This window comes from Mycobacterium sp. E1214, assembly GCF_001666755.1.
Taxonomy (GTDB): Bacteria; Actinomycetota; Actinomycetes; order Mycobacteriales; family Mycobacteriaceae; genus Mycobacterium.
The window spans coordinates 1-16,055 of the sequence record NZ_LZJC01000097.1; the positions used below are offsets into that span (position 1 = coordinate 1).

Annotated in this window: 15 protein-coding genes, 1 tRNA gene and 1 pseudogene; 11 read left to right on the forward strand and 6 right to left on the reverse strand. The window is 69.9% G+C overall.

All coding sequences use genetic code 11. From position 1 onward, the window contains the following. The first annotated feature begins 450 nt into the window (after window positions 1-450). Window positions 451-518: transfer RNA gene (locus A5700_RS13960), tRNA-Phe, on the forward strand. Window positions 519-1,039: 521 nt separating this feature from the next. Here the strand turns inward: A5700_RS13960 and A5700_RS13965 are convergent. Next, window positions 1,040-1,243, reverse strand: coding sequence for a cold-shock protein (locus A5700_RS13965; RefSeq protein ID WP_068071507.1), 204 nt, complete (start codon window positions 1,241-1,243; stop codon window positions 1,040-1,042). A 723-nt stretch (window positions 1,244-1,966) separates the two neighbouring features. Between A5700_RS13965 and A5700_RS13970 the strand changes: the two genes are divergently transcribed. Beyond that, window positions 1,967-3,124: a low temperature requirement protein A gene (locus A5700_RS13970; protein WP_068071505.1), complete on the forward strand. Its 1,158-nt coding sequence runs from the start codon at window positions 1,967-1,969 to the stop codon at window positions 3,122-3,124. A gap of 97 nt (window positions 3,125-3,221) precedes the next feature. Further along, window positions 3,222-3,761, forward strand: a pseudogene (locus A5700_RS13975) (type 1 glutamine amidotransferase domain-containing protein); the annotation flags it as partial. Between the two features lie 233 nt (window positions 3,762-3,994). Here the strand turns inward: A5700_RS13975 and A5700_RS13980 are convergent. Next, entirely contained in the window at window positions 3,995-4,984 is a 990-nt protein-coding gene (locus A5700_RS13980; RefSeq protein WP_068071501.1) for a glycoside hydrolase family 6 protein, read from the reverse strand. 112 nt (window positions 4,985-5,096) lie between these two features. Between A5700_RS13980 and A5700_RS13985 the strand changes: the two genes are divergently transcribed. The 3 genes from A5700_RS13985 (at window position 5,097) to A5700_RS13995 (ending at window position 7,737) form a co-directional block, all read left to right on the forward strand. After that, window positions 5,097-5,762 carry a M15 family metallopeptidase gene (locus A5700_RS13985; RefSeq protein WP_231973840.1) on the forward strand — a complete coding sequence of 222 codons (666 nt, stop codon included), beginning with the start codon at window positions 5,097-5,099 and terminating at the stop codon, window positions 5,760-5,762. Between the two features lie 88 nt (window positions 5,763-5,850). Next, window positions 5,851-6,663, forward strand: coding sequence for a class I SAM-dependent methyltransferase (locus tag A5700_RS13990; RefSeq protein WP_068071497.1), 813 nt, complete (start codon window positions 5,851-5,853; stop codon window positions 6,661-6,663). Between the two features lie 117 nt (window positions 6,664-6,780). After that, on the forward strand, window positions 6,781-7,737 hold the full coding sequence (locus A5700_RS13995) for an LLM class F420-dependent oxidoreductase (protein ID WP_068071495.1): 957 nt from the start codon (window positions 6,781-6,783) through the stop codon (window positions 7,735-7,737). On the opposite strand, the gene A5700_RS14000 is transcribed toward A5700_RS13995, so the two are convergent. Beyond that, the gene (locus tag A5700_RS14000; protein WP_068071493.1) at window positions 7,734-8,630 is read right to left on the reverse strand and encodes a LysR family transcriptional regulator; all 897 of its coding nucleotides are present in this window, start codon (window positions 8,628-8,630) and stop codon (window positions 7,734-7,736) included. The two genes, A5700_RS13995 and A5700_RS14000, sit on opposite strands and share 4 nt — an antisense overlap. Window positions 8,631-8,809: 179 nt before the next feature. Between A5700_RS14000 and A5700_RS14005 the strand changes: the two genes are divergently transcribed. Together A5700_RS14005 and A5700_RS14010 are read left to right on the forward strand one after the other, a co-directional pair. After that, window positions 8,810-9,703 carry an SDR family oxidoreductase gene (locus A5700_RS14005; RefSeq protein ID WP_068071491.1) on the forward strand — a complete coding sequence of 298 codons (894 nt, stop codon included), beginning with the start codon at window positions 8,810-8,812 and terminating at the stop codon, window positions 9,701-9,703. After that, window positions 9,696-10,484 carry an LLM class flavin-dependent oxidoreductase gene (locus A5700_RS14010; protein WP_231973837.1) on the forward strand — a complete coding sequence of 263 codons (789 nt, stop codon included), beginning with the start codon at window positions 9,696-9,698 and terminating at the stop codon, window positions 10,482-10,484. The genes A5700_RS14005 and A5700_RS14010 overlap by 8 nt, the downstream gene beginning before the upstream one ends. A gap of 75 nt (window positions 10,485-10,559) precedes the next feature. Here the strand turns inward: A5700_RS14010 and A5700_RS14015 are convergent, their stop codons facing one another. The 3 genes from A5700_RS14015 to A5700_RS14025 are packed head-to-tail and all read right to left on the reverse strand — an operon-like array spanning window position 10,560 to window position 12,489. Beyond that, window positions 10,560-11,816: an amidohydrolase family protein gene (locus tag A5700_RS14015; protein ID WP_068204802.1), complete on the reverse strand. Its 1,257-nt coding sequence runs from the start codon at window positions 11,814-11,816 to the stop codon at window positions 10,560-10,562. A gap of 38 nt (window positions 11,817-11,854) precedes the next feature. Then, a complete protein-coding gene (locus A5700_RS14020; RefSeq protein ID WP_068071062.1) occupies window positions 11,855-12,169 on the reverse strand; it encodes a DUF4286 family protein in 315 nt (104 codons plus the stop codon). Window positions 12,170-12,186: 17 nt separating this feature from the next. After that, on the reverse strand, window positions 12,187-12,489 hold the full coding sequence (locus tag A5700_RS14025; RefSeq protein ID WP_068071064.1) for a 2Fe-2S iron-sulfur cluster-binding protein: 303 nt from the start codon (window positions 12,487-12,489) through the stop codon (window positions 12,187-12,189). A gap of 144 nt (window positions 12,490-12,633) precedes the next feature. Here A5700_RS14025 and A5700_RS14030 point away from each other — a divergent pair, with 144 nt between their 5' ends. From A5700_RS14030 to A5700_RS14040, 3 genes are read left to right on the forward strand one after another with little or no spacing between them, the layout of a single operon-like run. Then, entirely contained in the window at window positions 12,634-14,049 is a 1,416-nt protein-coding gene (locus A5700_RS14030; RefSeq protein ID WP_068204804.1) for a class I adenylate-forming enzyme family protein, read from the forward strand. Next, window positions 14,027-14,932 (forward strand): acyl-CoA dehydrogenase family protein, encoded by a 906-nt coding sequence (locus A5700_RS14035; protein ID WP_068071068.1) that lies wholly within the window; start codon window positions 14,027-14,029, stop codon window positions 14,930-14,932. The genes A5700_RS14030 and A5700_RS14035 overlap by 23 nt, the downstream gene beginning before the upstream one ends. After that, window positions 14,919-16,007: an acyl-CoA dehydrogenase family protein gene (locus A5700_RS14040; protein ID WP_068071071.1), complete on the forward strand. Its 1,089-nt coding sequence runs from the start codon at window positions 14,919-14,921 to the stop codon at window positions 16,005-16,007. The genes A5700_RS14035 and A5700_RS14040 overlap by 14 nt, the downstream gene beginning before the upstream one ends. The last annotated feature ends 48 nt before the right edge of the window (window positions 16,008-16,055 follow it).

A 16,055-nucleotide genomic window follows, 5' to 3' on the forward strand; every position in this document is an offset into this window, starting at 1 on the left:
CATCAACAATGCCGTCGACGGTGTCGCGGACACTTTTGGCGCATATAACAAGCCCGTTGGTCCCAGCCGGAACACGGTCTACGCCGCTCCCGCCGTCCGACCGACCGCTACCGCTCTCGCGCCCTGCGGCCTTGCCGGCCTCGGGCACTCGCGGTCTACCGGCGTCCGCCGCTCCGTCCGTGTTCCGGCTGGCCGTTCGGGTTGTGTCCGGCCGAAGGGTGAGTCGCTCCGCAATCGAGCTCGTTGAATGCGCGCTCGACCTCGTGATGCCGGGCATCGGGTACCTGCTCCCCGGGAGCCCCCAGCGCGCATCACTGAGTGACGGGCGATGAAGGGTCCCTTGTCGGGAGTGCTGTCACCGTGTCCGGTCTGTGTCCGATCGCCGGACGAGCAGCCTGCGTCAGACGCGCTCAGCGCGGCGTATTTGACGTATGGGAGTCATTAAACCGCAGGCCAGCGGCCGTTCCATCCACCTGAAAAGCGGAAGGTCGGCGGTTCGATCCCGCCCCTGGCCACCATGCAGTGTCCGCCCGCGGTGTCTTGGCGGCCCGGCGGGAAACCGGTTACGACGGTCGCTTCGTCGCTGGCGGTGCGGTGTCGGGGCCGTCAGAGAAGACGGGAAGTTGCACGGCCTCCGAGCTGCGACCGGCGTCTGAGGCGATCTCGGGCTGGTGGCGATGCGAAAACAACTCTGCCGAATCCATGTATGCGTGGTCCTTTGTCGTGGTGCTGGGTCGCTCAGGCGAGAATCCGTCGGGCCGGGAGCGGTCGGACTGCGATCTGGCGTCAGGAGCAAGACGGCCGCGTCGGCACGAGGGGAAAAGGGCGAACGACTCACCAGCCAACCTACACGCACGCAGCGAGGGGGGTGGTCCCGCGGGGCCCGCCGATCGGGCGGCCTGCGCACGGGTGGGGGCCACTGCCCGGTGCTGGCGCCGTCCGGCGGCCGTTGTAGCGCCGGACTGGACGCGCATGGAGCCCCGAAAAGCATTGTGGGCTGGTGGGAAACCCCACCAGCCCACACGGACGAAGCGCTCCGTCAGAGTGCAGTCACACCGACTGCCTGCGGGCCCTTGTTCCCCTGCTCGATGCTGAATTCCACTCGCTGGTTCTCATCGAGCGATTTGTAACCGCTCCCCTGAATCTCGGAGTAGTGCACGAATACGTCCGCCGCACCACCGTCGGGAGCGATAAAACCGAAGCCTTTTTCGCTGTTGAACCACTTCACAGTTCCCTGTGTCATACTTTTCCCACTTCTTTCATTTCATTCCGATGCCGACAGGCACCCTGGGTCATGCTAGCACGTCTGGTGCCGGATCTGAATTCGACTGCAGACGAACGCATTTCGCCGCGGCGGCTCAGGCCGGCACGGTGAATGGAATGCGAATGCGCAAGCGTGCGTACATGTTTCGCGGCTATCGCCGGTTGCGGTCGGTGAACCTTCCGAGGTGGAAGTGGCCAGTGCGGCGCTGCGTCGTCACGTCCCGCCGCGCACGCCGGTTTCGTCAGCGCGGTGCCGCTAGCAAAGTGGTGTTCCATGACGACGTGGTGCGCCTCGATGGCTACCGGTGCCGGCCACCCGCGACCGTCGGGCCGCGCCGCGGCGCCGCCGACGCTCAAAAAATCGTGTGCCGGGCCGGCGCGACGATGACCGGCTGACAACGGAAGCCGGCTCCGCTGCAACGGTTTCGGCGCGGGACCGGCTGGCTCACCATGTTTGCAGAGTCGACGGCGCCGGCGAACCGGTCCCGCGGGTGCAATTGCGGCGGCCCGGTTCGGCCTGACAGGTCAACCCTTGCCCCGGTGCACGACGCGGCGGCCCAACCCAATCGTGGCCGCCGCGAACTTTATGGATTGACCACGGTTGCGCGGGTTACTCCCCTTGATGGCGCCGAGCGGTCTGTGCACGGTACTGGCCGCCTCGTCACGCGATCGGCGCGTGCATCCACGACGGAAGAGTCATGCCATGGCAGAGGACGACGAGGACTCCGGGCAACGCGCGGGCCCGCGCTCGGAGGGCAACCTCGAGCTCTTCTTCGATCTGGTGTTCACCTTCGCGATGTCGCAGGTCACCCAGCTGGCGGTCGGCGATCCCTCGCCGACGGGCTACGGCAGGGCAGCGTTGGCGCTGCTCGCGGTGTGGTGGGCCTGGGCGGGCTACACGTGGCTGATCAACACCTTCGACACGGCCAACGTGTGGCATGAAGCGATCGTCATCGCCGCGATGGCCGCGATGCTGGTGGCCGCGGCGGCACTGCCGGCGGCGTTCGGGTCCGGCGCGCTGGTCTTCGCCGTCGCCCTGCTGACGGTTCGGCTGATCCACGTGGTGAAATTTGTCGCCCTCTCGGGGCACGAGGACGCCGCCTTGCGGCAAAGCACCCGTCGGATAGCGCCGGCGTTCGTCGCCGCACCCGCCTGCACCGTGGCCGCCGCCTTCGTCGATTCGCCCGGACGCGAGCTGCTGTGGGTGGCCGCGGCGGTGATCGACTACGGCGCGCCCGGCGTGCTCGGGCTCGGCGGATTTCGCGTCTCGCCGTCCTACTTCGTCTCGCGCCACGGCTCGATCATCATCATCGCGCTCGGTGAGGTGGTCGTGCAATTAGGCGGGGCCGCAAGGAATCTCGACCGATGGCAGGTGGTTGCGGCTCTGCTGCTGGGCGTGGCCGTCATGGCCACGTTCTGGTGGACCTACTTCGGCCTGACCTCCGGAGCCCGGCAGCGGCTGGAGCAGGCCACGGGCACGGAACGGGCCCACCTTGCGCGCGACGCCTACAGCTACCTGCATCTCCCGCTCGTCGCCGGCATCATGCTGTTCGCCGTCGGCGCGCACGCCACCATCGAGCGCGCGACCGCGCCGCTGCCGCTGGCACCCGCGGTCGCGCTGGCCTGCGGCATGGCGTTGTTCTACTTCGCCGATGTCGCCTACCGGTGGCGCGACCATCGGCAGATCCCCGTCGACCGCGCCGTCACCGGGGTGCTCGCCGCGGCGACGCTGCCCGCGTTGCCGCACCTGCCCGCCCTGGCGGCGCTGGGCCTGCTCGCCGGCATCGGGGTGTGCCGATTGGCCTGGGAACTGTGGCGGCGCCCGCGGATCGGTCCGGCCCTGGCGGGACAGGCGCGTTGAGGGGTGCGCCCGCACGGCTCGCGGTCGGTTGAGCAACCAGCCGGCCGGGCAGAAGGTAACCGGCGCCCTCGCGCGCCACAACTGACAGGAGAGCGTGATGTCAAAGACTCGACGCCTTGCGGGGCGACGAATCGCAGCGTTGGCGGCCGACGGCTTCGAAAAGGTGGAGCTGGTCGTTCCGTTGCGTGCATTGCAATTGGCCGGTGCAAAGGTCGATGTCGTGTCCCTGCGCAAGGGCCGCATCCGCGGGGTGAACCTGCACATGCCGGCGACCCGCGTCGGCGTGGACGTGGTCGTCACCGACGCCGACCCGGATGCTTACGACGGGTTGCTGCTGCCGGGCGGCTTCATCAACCCCGATCTGCTGCGGCAGTCGGCGCCGGCCCGCGACTTCGTCCGCGCCTTCGACCATGCCGGCAAGCCGATAGTCACGCTGTGCCACGGACCGTGGGTGCTCGCGTCGGCGGGCCTGTTGAACGGGCGCACCCTGACCTCGTGGCCGGGAATCCGCGACGACCTGGTCAACGCCGGCGCCGATTGGCTCGATCGCGAGGTCGTGCGCGACCGCAACCTCGTGACCAGCCGGGGACCGCAGGACATGAAGGCGTTTCTGCCCGCGATGCTGGACATCTTTGCCGAGTCCGAACAGCGACCGCCCGCGGCCACCGAGCACGACGGCTCCGACCCGCAGCTCGACGAACCGCTCGGCTGGGCCATGGCCGCGCTGCACTGGTCACCGAAGCCGTCGGCGGCGGCACTGACCGGCGCGGCAGCGGCGGCGCTAGCGTCGCCGCTGCGGAAACAACTCTCGAAATACGCCGCCCGGTCGTAGCTTTCGGTCGACGCCGACAGGCCGGCGCGCGTTGTTCGTTAGTGCCCCGCGTTGCGGGCCAGGTCGATGGCGTACTGGTTGACGAAGGTGCCCGCCGGCGGGTCGCCGTTGTCGCAGCTGCCGTCGGATTCCCCGGGGCGTTTGATCCACAGGTAGGCGTCGGCGTGCGCGCCCGCGGTGGCCGCGGTCGGCGGGGTGCCCAGCGCGCGACCGCTGGGGTTACACCAGTTGAGCCGGGAATCCGGTGCCGGGCCGGCGCCGTTGCGTGAGGTGTCGACCACGTAGTGTGCCCCATTGGTGAGCCCGGAAATGGCCTCGCCGTAACCGATTTCATCCTCGGTGGTGTAGAAGTTCGCGGTGTTGACGCTGAAGCCGCGGGCATGGCCGACGCCGGCCTGGTTCAGCCGCGCCGCCATGTCCTCCGGGCTGTGCCAGCGCAGGTGCCCGGCGTCGACGTAGACCGCCGCGGCCGGATCCTTGGTGAGCGAGTCGACGGCGTAGCGGATCAGGTCGTAGCGCTCCTGGCGTTGGTCGGCCGACAAGCAGTCGGCCATGGCCAGCGCGTCGGGCTCGAGGACGATGGCGACCCGCGACCCGCCCACGCCCCCGGCGATGCCGTCGATCCAGCTGCGGTAGTCGGCGCCCGATCCCATGCCGCCCGCGGCGAAACTGCCGCAGTCGCGGTGCGGGATTCCGTAGATCGACAGCACCGGGATGGCGCCGGCGGCGTTCGCGTCGCCCACGTATTGCCCCACCGTGGCCGCGGAGCCGCCCGGCACGATCCAGTACGCCTGCGGGGTGTTGGCGACGGCGGTCAGTTCGGGGCTCGGCGGGTCGGCGTGCTGCGCGGCGCGCATGGCGGCCGAGTTGGGGTTGACGTAGAACGGCGCGCCGGCGAGCGGGTCGGCCGCGTCGGCCAGGCGGAGCGTCGGCGCGGGGTGGGCGACGAGGCCCGTGCCGACGACGGCAGCGACCGTCAGGAAGGGGGCGATCCATCGCGCGGCTGCACGAGCAGCTGAGAACGTCACCCCTGGCAAATTAGTGCGCCGAAACCGTCAATGCCAATTCCGGCCAATTGCGGCCAATTGTGATCACAATGACCGCATGCCACTCGCCCGCGTCGCCCGGCTGGCCCCGGTGATGGCCGCGCTGGCCGGGTTGGGCGCCGGGCCGCCGGCGCTGGCCGGCCCCGACGTGCCGCCGCTGGGTGCGGCCGCCCGCGCGGCCGGTTTCGTCGACGTCCGCAGCGCTGTCCCGGACGCGGTGATCGACCTGCGCTACGCGACGGCCGACAACTTCACCGGGACGCAGCTGTACCCGTCGGACGCCAGGTGCCTGGTCCACCAGTCGATGGCCCCGGGCCTGGCCGCGGCGGCGTCGTCGCTGCGCGCCCAGGGTCATCTGCTGGTGTTCTGGGACTGCTACCGCCCCCACGACGTCCAGGTGAAGATGTTCAGCCTGGTGCCCAACCCGGCGTGGGTGGCCCGCCCTGGACGGTTCGCGCACAGCCACGAGTCGGGGCGCTCGGTCGACGTGACGTTCACGGCCGGGCAGCAACCGTGCCCCGCCCAGCAGCGCGCCGACGGGCTGTGCCTGGCCGACATGGGCACCGATTTCGACGACTTCACCGCTCGCGCAACGGCATTCGCCACTCAAGGGATCAGCGCTGACGCGCAGGCGAACCGCGCCGCGTTGCGCACCGCCATGAACTACGGCGGCCTGAAGGTGTACGCGGGCGAGTGGTGGCACTTCGACGGCCCGGGGGCGGGTGACGACCGCCCGATCCTCGACGTCCCCGTCGACTGAGCGTCTCAACATATGAGATAACAAAGTCACAATGTGACCAGACACCGGTAATCTGTGCCCAGACGCGACGATCGGAAGGGGCGCAACTATGGGCGACGAGCAGGGGGCGACCTATACCCACGGGCATCACGAGTCGGTGCTGCGCGCACACCAGCGGCGCACGGTCGACGACTCCGCGGCATACCTGCTCCCCTGGTTGCGGCCCGGACTGTCCGTGCTCGACGTCGGGTGCGGGCCCGGCAGCATCACCGCCGGGCTCGCCGCCCGCGTCGCCCCCGGGGTGGTGACGGCCGTCGACCAGGTCGCCGACGTCCTCGACGTCGCGCGCGCCGAGGCCGACCGGCACCGGCTGACCAACGTCGCGTTCGCAACCGCCGACGTCCATCGCCTCGACTTTCCCGACGACACCTTCGACGTCGTGCACGCCCACCAGGTGCTCCAACACGTGACCGACCCGGTGGCGGCGCTGCGCGAGATGAGGCGGGTGTGCGTCCCGGGCGGCATCGTGGCCGCCCGCGACGCCGACTACTCGGGCTTCATCTGGTTCCCGCAGTTGCCGGAGCTCGACCGGTGGCGCGACCTCTACCAGCGGGTCGCCCGCGCCAACGGCGGCGAGCCGGATGCGGGGCGGCGGTTGTTGTCGTGGGCCCGGCGGGCGGGGTTCACCGACATCACCCCCAGCGCGAGCGTGTGGTGCTACGCGACGCCGGAGTCGCGCGACTGGTGGGGCGGGATGTGGGCAGACCGGATCGTGAACTCGACGATCGCCCACGACCTGGTGCGCCTCGACGTGGCGACGACCGCCGAACTCGCGGACATCGCCGCGGCGTGGCGGGCCTGGGCCGCCGACCCCGACGGCATGATCGCCATCCCGCACGGCGAGATTCTCTGCCGCGCCTAGGCGCCGCGGTCGCCGCGCCCGGCGGTATTGGCATTCTCTTTTTTGGCAAGTACGTTATCCATCAGTGCATAATCAGACTCGCATCCCGCGGGGCGGGCGATCGGCGTTGGAGGAACCGTGCGTGTCGGAGTGATGATCGGACCCGAGCGCGGGGATTCCGCGCGCAAGGTCACCCGCATGCTCGCCGACATCGACTGGGCCGAGACCGCCGGTCTGGACAGCGCGTGGATCCCGCAGATCCCGAACGACTTCGACGCGTTGGTGGCCGCCACCCTGCTGGGCACCCGCAGCACCCGCATCGAACTGGGCACGGCGGTGGTCCCGCTGCAGGCCCAGCACCCCATCGCCCTGGCGCGCCAAGCGCTTTCGGTGCACGCGGCCACGGCCGGGCGCCTGGCGCTGGGCGTCGGACCGTCACACCACTGGATCGTCGACGACATGCTCGGCATCCCCTACGAGCGGCCCGCCGGCTACACCCGCGACTACCTCGACGTGCTGCACGCCGCGTTCGCCAACCCGGGTCCCGTCGACGTGGAAAACGACACGTTCCGGGTGCACAATCCCCTGGACCTGGCGCCGGTGGCGCCGCTGCCGCTGCTGGTCGCCGCCCTCGGACCGGTGATGCTGACGATCGCGGGCGAGCGCGCCGACGGCACCATTCTGTGGATGGCCGACGAGCGCGCAGTCGGCGAGCACGTCGTCCCGCGCATCACCAAGGCCGCCGACAATGCCGGGCGCCCCGCGCCGCGCATCGTCGCCGGCGTTCCCGTATGTCTTTGTGCCGCAGACGAAGTGGATGCGGCGCGGGAGCGTGCGAACCGCATCCTGGGCGAGGCCGAAGTGTCCCCCAACTATCAGCGGCTACTCGGCTACGGGGACGCCCGCGATGTCGGCGACATCTGCGCCGCGGGGGACGAGACGGCGATCCTGAATCGCCTGCGCCGCTTCGCCGACGCCGGCGTGACAGATCTGTCGGTGCGCCTGCTGCCCATCGGCGACAACCGCGACGAGTTGATCGCGTCCAAGCGCCGGACCCGCGAGATGATCGCCGAGCTCGCAACGCAATTGCGTTAGCCGCCCGGACCGTTGAGGTGAGCCTCGGCCAGTTTCCGGAAGGCGGCCACCAGGCGGCCGCGATCGCCGGCGCGCGTGGCCAAGACGACGTGGCTGGGCTCGACGTTGTCCAACGGGATGGTGACGATGTCGGGCCGCAACGCGTTGCCGTGGAAGCCGGCGGTGATCGCGACCGCCTGCCCGGAGGCGATCAGTTCGAATTTGTCCTCGAGCGCGTCGATGAACGGGCCGTCCGGCGCGCGGCGGCCGTCGGGCCGAGGGTCGATGCGCCAATACGCGCTCCACGCGGGATCGGAGTGCCGCACCCGCGGCATCGGCTCGTCGGCGATGTCGTCGAGGCTCACCGACGCGCGGCCCGCGAGGCGATGATCGATGGGCACCGCCAAGACGCGGGGCTCGTCGTAGAGGACCGTCACGTGCAGCTGATCGGTCGGGAAGGGCAACCGCGTCATCACCGCGTCAACCACGTGGTCCAGCAACGCCATTCGCGCCCGCGCGAAATCCAGGTGTACGACCTGCACGTCCGCGTCCGGATGTTCGCGGCGCAATTCCCGCACCGCCGGGGTGACGATCATGCCGGTGGTATAGCCGATGGTGATCCGGCTCGGTTGGGCGGCGGCGCGGGCCTGCGCGGCGGCCTGGGCGGCCGAGCGCAATAGCGCCTTGGCCCGCGGCAGGAACACCTCACCGGCGGCTGTGACCCGGGTGCCCTGCGGCGTGCGGTCCAGTAATCGCACGCCCAATTGCTGCTCCAGGCGCCGGATTTGGCGGCTCAAGGAGGGCTGCGCGACCCGCAGGGCGGCGGCGGCACGGCCGAAGTGCCGCTGTTCGGCGACCACGACGAAATAACCCACCAGGCGCAGGTCGAGATCGATCACCGGCGAATCCGTCATGCCTCGAGTGTAAGGCCCTCTTCGCCGGCCGCGACGCCGCTGCGCCCCGCTGAGCTGGCGTGATGCCGATTGTGCATGACGCCATCCGGAATGGGTCTTGGACGTGGTGGCGCGACGGACTTTGACTGGACAGCACGGACTGGACAGCACGCTAAGGCGCCAACCTGAAGGGAACCACCATGCACGTCTTCGTGACCGGCGCGACCGGACACATCGGCTCGGCCGTCGTCGACGAACTGCTCGCGGCCGGGCACCGCGTCACCGGCCTGGCCCGCTCCGACGAGGGCGCCGCCGCCCTCTCCGCCAGGGGCGCCCAGGTACACCGGGGCGACCTGGACGACCTCGACAGCCTCCGGTCGGGCGCCGCCGCGGCCGACGGCGTCATCCACCTCGCTTTCAAGCACGATTTCGACGATTTCGCCGGTGCGGCCGAGGCCGACCTGCGCGCCGTCGAGGCGTTGGGGGAAGCGCTCGTGGGAACCGATCGGCCATTCGTCAGCACGTCCGGGACCCTGCTGCTGTCGCTCCTCGGGGCGGGTGGCACCGGGACCGAACTCGACGTGCTGCCCGGCGGGCCTCGGGTCGACTCGGAGAATGCGGTCATCGCGCTGGCCGAGCGGGGCGTGCGCTCCTCGGTGATCCGGCTGTCGCCGCTGGTGCACAGCAACCTCGACCATCACGGCTTCGCCCACCACCTGATAAACACCGCGCGCGCCACCGGCAAGTCGGGCTACCTCGGTGACGGGTCGAACCGCTGGCCCGCGGTGCACACGCTCGACGCCGCGCACCTGTACCGGTTGGCGCTCGAAACCGCGCCCGCCGGAACGCGTTTGCACGGCGTCGCCGACAAGGGAATACCGTTCGCCGACATCGCGGCCGTCATCGGGCGCAAGCTCGACGTGCCTACGGTGAGCATCCCGGCCGAAGAGGCGGGTCATTTCGGTTTCCTCGCGCTCTTCGCGGCCCTGGACAACCCGACCTCGAACGAGCTGACGCGAAAGATCGTGGATTGGCATCCGCAGCGGGCGGGCCTCATCGAGGACCTCGAGGCCGGCCACTACTTCGGTGAGTGACGCCATGGCGCCGATCGACGAGACCCGAAAGGCGTTGGGACCGGTGGGCGCATGCCTGCCGGTCTCCTTCACCGCCACACCGACGGCCGACCAGTTACGGGATGCCGCGCGCCGCCTCGAACGCGCGGGTTACGGCGCGGTCTGGACGAACGAGGTCCTCGGCAAGGACGCCCTGGTCCAACTGGCCGTGTTACTGGCCGCCACCGAACGGATCGTCCTGGGCACCTGCATCGCCAACATCTGGGCGCGCCCGGCGCAGACCATGAACGCGGCAGCCGCCCAACTGGCGCAGGCGTATCCCGGCAGGCTGGCCCTCGGGTTGGGGGTGGGCTACCCGGAGCAGGCGACCAGCGTCGGCCGCGAATTCGGCAGCCCCTTGGCCACCATGCGCGACTACCTGGACCAGATGGACGCCGTCACGTGGCCGCCGGCACCGGACGCGCCCTACCCGCGCATCGTCGCCGCCAACGGCCCGAAAATGCTGGCGCTGGCCGGTGAAAAGGCGCACGGCGCCTTTCCGGCCGGCCTGCCCCCGGAATTCACCGCCCGGGCCCGCGCGGCGTTGGGGCCGGGCAAGCTCCTGGTGGTCGGGGTGAGCCTGGCCGCCGGTTCGTCTGCGGCAGACCACGATTACTCAGAAATCGGCGCGCTGGTGCGCGAGCACCTGCGTGTCGGTGCGGACCACGTCGCGCTGCTGGCGCCCGTGGGCGGCGACTTCGCGACCGGGGTGCGTGCACTCGAAGAGCTGGGCCCGACGCTCGCCGCTCGAACGTGCGGGTAGCTTCACGCTCGGCCCCGAGCGTGCGGGTAGCTTCACGCTCGTCCCAGGCGAGCGGGGGCCGCGCGCCCGAGGTGGCTACGCGAGTTGCTTCTCGGCGTACAAGCGGGCCCACTCCGCGCGCGGCCGGATCGACACGTCCACGTCGACGGCGTTGGCGCGCAACGCCGTCACGGTGGCGCGTTCCCGGGGGGTGCGCGCGAATGGGTCCCAGCCGAAGAATCGGCAGGCGTTGGCCCAGGTGATCTTGTTGATGTCGGCGTCGTCGGCGCCCGCGGCGTTGAGTTCGGCCAGCACCTGCTCGGGAGCGTCGGGCCAGAAGCAGTCCGAGTGCGGGTAGTCGCACTCCCACGCGATGTTGTCGATGCCGATCTCGTGGCGCAGTTTCAGCGACGTCTTGTCGGTGACGTAGCAGGCCAGCGAGTGCTCGCGGAACACGTCGCTGGGCAGTTTCGAACCGAAGTCGCGGCGTAGCCACTTCTGATTCGTGTAGTGGCGGTCGCTACGATCCAAATAGAAAGGGATCCAACCGATTCCGCCCTCGGAGAACGCAAACCTCAGGTCGGGGTAGTTACGCATCGCCGGACCCCACAACAGGTCCTGCGCGCACATCGCCGAGACCTGGGTGGCCAAGATGATCATGTTGTCGATGGGCGCGTTCGGGGCCATGCTGATAGCGCCGAAGCCGGTTCCGATGTGCAGGCACATCACCACGTTCTCCTCGGACAGCGCGCGAAACACCGGGCCCCAGTAGTCGTCGTCGTGATAGCTCGGCAGCCCCTCCAGGTGCGGCAGTTCCGGCATCGTCACCGCCCGGCAACCCTTGGCGGCGACGCGGCGGATCTCGGCGCACATGGCGCCCGGATTCCAGGTCGGCAGCACGGCGATGGGAATGAAGCGATCGGGGTAGGAACCCGCCCAGTCGTCGATGTGCCAGTCGTTGTAGGCCGACACCATGACCAGCGTGACCTCTTCGCGGTGCATGTTGAGGTGCCGGGCCGAGAACCCGGTGAACGTCGGGAAGCACATCGACGCCAGGATGCCGTTGCGGTTCATGTCCCGGACCCGTTCGTGGACGTCATAGACGCCGGGGCGCATCTCGGCGAATCCGGCCGGGTCGCGGCCCCACTCCTCGGCCGGCCACGAGACCACGGCGTTGAGGCCGCTGACGCCCTGCGGCCGGCCTTGATACATCCACTGATCGACGCCCTTGTCGTCGGTGACGACGATTGGGGCCTCGTCCTTGTACCGCGCCGGCACGTGGCGCAAGAACATGTCCGGCGGTTCGACGACGTGGTCGTCGATGCTCACCAGGATCAAGTCGTCGACGTTCATTCGAATCCTTTCGCGCACGGGCTATGTGGCCGTGTGGCCTAGCCGTCGCACTCGGTGGTGGTCTCGAGCAGCCGGGGAATCGGCGGTGGATCCAGCTGCAGGGCGTCGGACATGTGCAGCTGAGCGGCGTTGGCGATCATGCCGTCGAGGATGGCCTGCAGGTCGTCGCCCTCGATCTCGTAAATGGCGACATACGGGCCGTTGCCGTCGACGGGCCGCAGCCGCCGTGCCGAGACGAAACCGTCCAGGGCGACGAGTTCGGGCAGGTGCACCTCGTCGTACCACATGTTGTATTCGCGTTCCCGCTCCGGCGAACTGGGCCGGCTCTCAACGAGAATGACGCCTTTGGCCATGCGCTCGCCCCTCTCACTCACTCGTAACGCACCGTGACCGTGTCCGTGTCCGGCACGCCCTGGCAGGTCAGGACGTAACCCTCGGCCACCTCGTCGTCGTCCAGCGCGTCGTTGACCCGCATGGTCGCGTGGCCCTCTTCGAGCAGGGCCATGCAGGTGCCGCAGTTGCCGGCCTCGCAGCTGAACGGGGGCTGTAGGCCAGCGCGCCGCGCCGTCTCCAAGAGGGTCTCGCCGGCCACGATCGGTACGGTCACCTTCTTGCGGTCCAGCAGGATCGTCACGCTGCCGGCGACGGAGCCGTTCGCTTCGGGATCAGCCACCGGTGGGTCTCCTCGATGATTCGGGCACTCGACCGCCCCCGACACATTTGCATTCTTCACTGTAGAGAATACTATTCTCACAGACCGATAGGGTCTTCTCAAGCCACGTCGGGGGCGAGCCCGGCCTGCCAGGGAGGACGGGACGTGACCGAGCCGCCCGCGCTCGTGTACGGGGAACGGCACCTCAGCTTGTCCGATCTCGACGCGCTTTCCAGCGGCTGGGCGACCCGCCTGAGAAGCGGCGGTGTGCGGGCGGGCCAGCGGGTGGCCGTCATGGCGTCCACCCGACCGGAATTCGTCGCGGCGGTGCTCGCGATCTGGCGGGTGGCCGCCACCGCGGTGCTGCTGAGCCCCGCGTGGCGACGCGCCGAGGTCGACCACGCGCTCGCACTCACCGCCCCCGGCCACGCCGTCGGCGACCACCCGGTCCTCGCCGGGCTGATGCCCATGCTGCACCTGGACGAGCCCGTGCCGGCGGGCGCTTCGACGCCTCGCGCCGCGGCCCCGCCGTCCGATGCGGTCCTGGTGTTCAGTTCGGGCACCACGGGCCTGCCGAAGGCGGTGCGGCACACCCACGCGTCACTGGACGCCGCCGTGGCGCACTGGCGCGCGGCGCTGCAGCTGACGCCGCGCGACCGGATCCAGGTGGTCACGCCGCCGTCGCACATCCTGGGGTTGCTGAATCTGCTCACCGCGCTGCGGACGGGTGCCCGGGTCCGGCTGCATCCGCGGTTCGACATCGACCGCATGCTGCACCACATCGCCGCCGACCGCATCACCGTCGAGATGGCCGTCGCCCCGATCGCGCTGGCCATTGCGGCGCATCCCGATCTGGAGTCCTACGACCTGTCGTCGCTGCGCTACATCATGTGGGGCGCCACCCCCGTCGCGGCCGACGTCGCCCAGACGGTGACGCGGCGCACCGGCGTCGGTTGGGTGCCGGCCTACGGGACCACCGAGCTGCCCGTCATCGCCTGCAACCCGGTCACCGGCGCCCGGCTGGACGCGGTCGGTCGCCCGGTGCCGGGGGTGCAGGTGCACGTGGTGTCGCTGGGGACTTCAGAGCCGGTCGGCCCGGGTGAGGTCGGTGAGATCCAGGCCCGGTCGGCCTCGTTGATGGCCGGTTACCTGCCTGCGGAGGCCACCGGCGAGGCCGTCCGGGACGGCTGGTATCGCACCGGGGACGTCGGCTGGCTCGACGACGCCGGCTGGTTGCGGATCACCGACCGGCTCAAAGAGATGATCAAGGTGCGCGGCTTTCAGGTCGCCCCCGCCGAGATCGAGACGGTGTTGCACGGCCATCCGGACGTCAAGGACTGCGCGGTCTTCGGGCTGCCCGACGGCAGCAACGGGGAAGCGGTCGTCGCCGCGGTCGCCGCGCACGCATCGGCCGACGCCGACACCCTGGCCGCGGAGCTGTCGGCGCGGGTGGGCGAGCGACTCGCCTCCTACAAGCAGCTGACCCGGATCGTGTTCGTGCCCGACATTCCGCGCCTGCCCTCGGGCAAGGTGTTGCGCCGAATCCTGAAGGAGCGCTATGGATGTACGTCTGACCGCTGAACAACGGCAGCTGCGCGACGCCGCCGCCAAGCTGGCCGACGACCTGGGCCCCGGCGCGGTGCAGGAGCTTGACGACGAGGACCGAATCCGCCGCCTGGACAAGCAGATTGACGCGACCGGCTGGCGGTCGTTGCGCGCCGACGAGGCGTCGGGCGTGGAGGTGGCCGTTGTCGCCGAGGAGTTCGGCCGCCGCCTCGTCGATGCGCCGTTCCTGGGCCCGCTCCTGGCCGACGACCTGGCCCGCCGCGTCGGCGCCGACGCGCACGGCGCCACGGTGGCCGTCGACGGCCGCGTGATCGATGCGCGGGGTGCGCGGCGCGCCCTGACCCTGTCCGGAACCTCGGTGCTAGCCATGGATGTGGGCGCCGCGAGCACCTGCGCCGACCTCACCCGCGCCGAGGCCGACGTCGCCGGGGCGCCGGTGTCGCAGGGCGAGATATCGGAGGACGCCGCCGCGCGATGGCGGGCCCTGGCGCTGGTCACCACCACGGCCGACCTGGTCGGCATCGCCCGCGGCGCGCACGCGCTCGCCTGTGACTACGCGAAAATCCGCGAGCAGTACGGCAAGTCGATCGGTTCATATCAGGCCGTCGCACACCTGCTGGCCGAAAGCCTGGCACTCATCGAGGGTTCGGTGAGCGTCCTGCGGCACGCCGCCTGGGCGGTCGACGAACTGGCCGCGCCCGAGGCGATCAGGGCCGCGCAGGTGGCGAAGGTCTACTGCGCCCGCGCGGCCCGAACCGTCTGCGAGACGGCCATCCAGGTGCACGGCGGCATCGGCAACACCTGGGAGTGCCTGGTCCACGTGTATCTCCGGCGCGCGCTGACCTCGACCGAATTGTGGCCCGTGACGTTGAAGGAGATCGACCTTGGACTTTCGTGACTCCGCCGACGAGGCCGCGTTCCGGGAGCGGCTGCGGGCCTGGCTCACGTTGCGCGCCAAAGAGTTTGTGGGCTCCGGCGACGACTACTGGGCCCTGCAGGCCGGGTGGCACCAGGCGCTGTACCGGGAGGGCTTCTTCGGCCTGTCCTTCCCGCGCGAGTACGGCGGGCAGGAACTTCCCCCGGTCTACGACGTCATCGTCGACGAGGAACTCGCGCGCGCGGGCGCCCCGCCGCGGCCCAGCGTCGGCTACCTGGTCTACGGCATCGGCCGCCACGCCAACGACGAACTGCGCCGGCGCTTCCTGCCCGGCATCATCGACGGCACCCAACGGTGGTGTCAGGGCTTCAGCGAACCGGGCGCCGGCTCGGACCTGGCGTCGCTGAGCACCACCGCCCGCCGTGAGGGCGACAGCTATGTGGTGAACGGCCACAAGATCTGGACGAGTTACTCCGACGTGGCCGACTGGTGTCTACTCCTGGCCCGCACCGAGCCCGACGCCAAGCGTCACCGCGGCCTATCGGCCTTCATCCTGGAAATGAAACAGCCTGGCGTGCAACAACGTCCGCTGCGGATGATCAACGGGGTCACCAACGAGTTCGGCCAGGTGTTCTTCGACGGTGCGAAGATACCGGCGGACCGGATGGTCGGCGCCCCCGGCGAAGGCTGGGCGGTGGCGATGACCGTCGTCGGTCACGAGCGGGAACCCTCGACGCTGGGGTACGCGGCCCGCTACGGCAAGCTGGTCCGAAAAATGTTGAGCCGCAACGAGGGTGAGGTTCCGGAAGAGCTGGCCTGGGCGGCGGTGCAGGCCGAGATGCTGACGCACCACGTGCGGCGGCGGCTGTCCGAACAACTCGACGGCATCTCGCACGGGCCCGAGGGTTCACTCGACAAGCTGCTGATGACCTGGGTCGAGCAATCCGTCGGGCACGCCGCGGTGGCGGTCGCCGGCACCCGCGACGCCGACCTGCTCGGCGCCTATCTGTACAGCCGCGCCCAGAGCGTGATGGGCGGGACGTCGCAGATACAGAAGAACATCATCGCTGCGCGCATCCTGGGACTGCCGCAGTGATCGCGAAGGGGGCCCGGGTGAAGCGGGTCACGACCAGAAAAGAAGGAG

What these genes read in the sequence shown, in the direction of transcription:
- A5700_RS13965 (WP_068071507.1), bottom strand. Translation starts at nt 1,243, where the DNA reads ATGACACAGGGAACTGTGAAGTGGTTCAACAGCGAAAAAGGCTTCGGT.
- A5700_RS13970 (WP_068071505.1), top strand. Translation starts at nt 1,967, where the DNA reads ATGGCAGAGGACGACGAGGACTCCGGGCAACGCGCGGGCCCGCGCTCG.
- A5700_RS13985 (WP_231973840.1), top strand. Translation starts at nt 5,097, where the DNA reads ATGGCCGCGCTGGCCGGGTTGGGCGCCGGGCCGCCGGCGCTGGCCGGC.
- A5700_RS13990 (WP_068071497.1), top strand. Translation starts at nt 5,851, where the DNA reads ATGGGCGACGAGCAGGGGGCGACCTATACCCACGGGCATCACGAGTCG.
- A5700_RS14000 (WP_068071493.1), bottom strand. Translation starts at nt 8,630, where the DNA reads ATGACGGATTCGCCGGTGATCGATCTCGACCTGCGCCTGGTGGGTTAT.
- A5700_RS14005 (WP_068071491.1), top strand. Translation starts at nt 8,810, where the DNA reads ATGCACGTCTTCGTGACCGGCGCGACCGGACACATCGGCTCGGCCGTC.
- A5700_RS14015 (WP_068204802.1), bottom strand. Translation starts at nt 11,816, where the DNA reads ATGAACGTCGACGACTTGATCCTGGTGAGCATCGACGACCACGTCGTC.
- A5700_RS14020 (WP_068071062.1), bottom strand. Translation starts at nt 12,169, where the DNA reads ATGGCCAAAGGCGTCATTCTCGTTGAGAGCCGGCCCAGTTCGCCGGAG.
- A5700_RS14035 (WP_068071068.1), top strand. Translation starts at nt 14,027, where the DNA reads ATGGATGTACGTCTGACCGCTGAACAACGGCAGCTGCGCGACGCCGCC.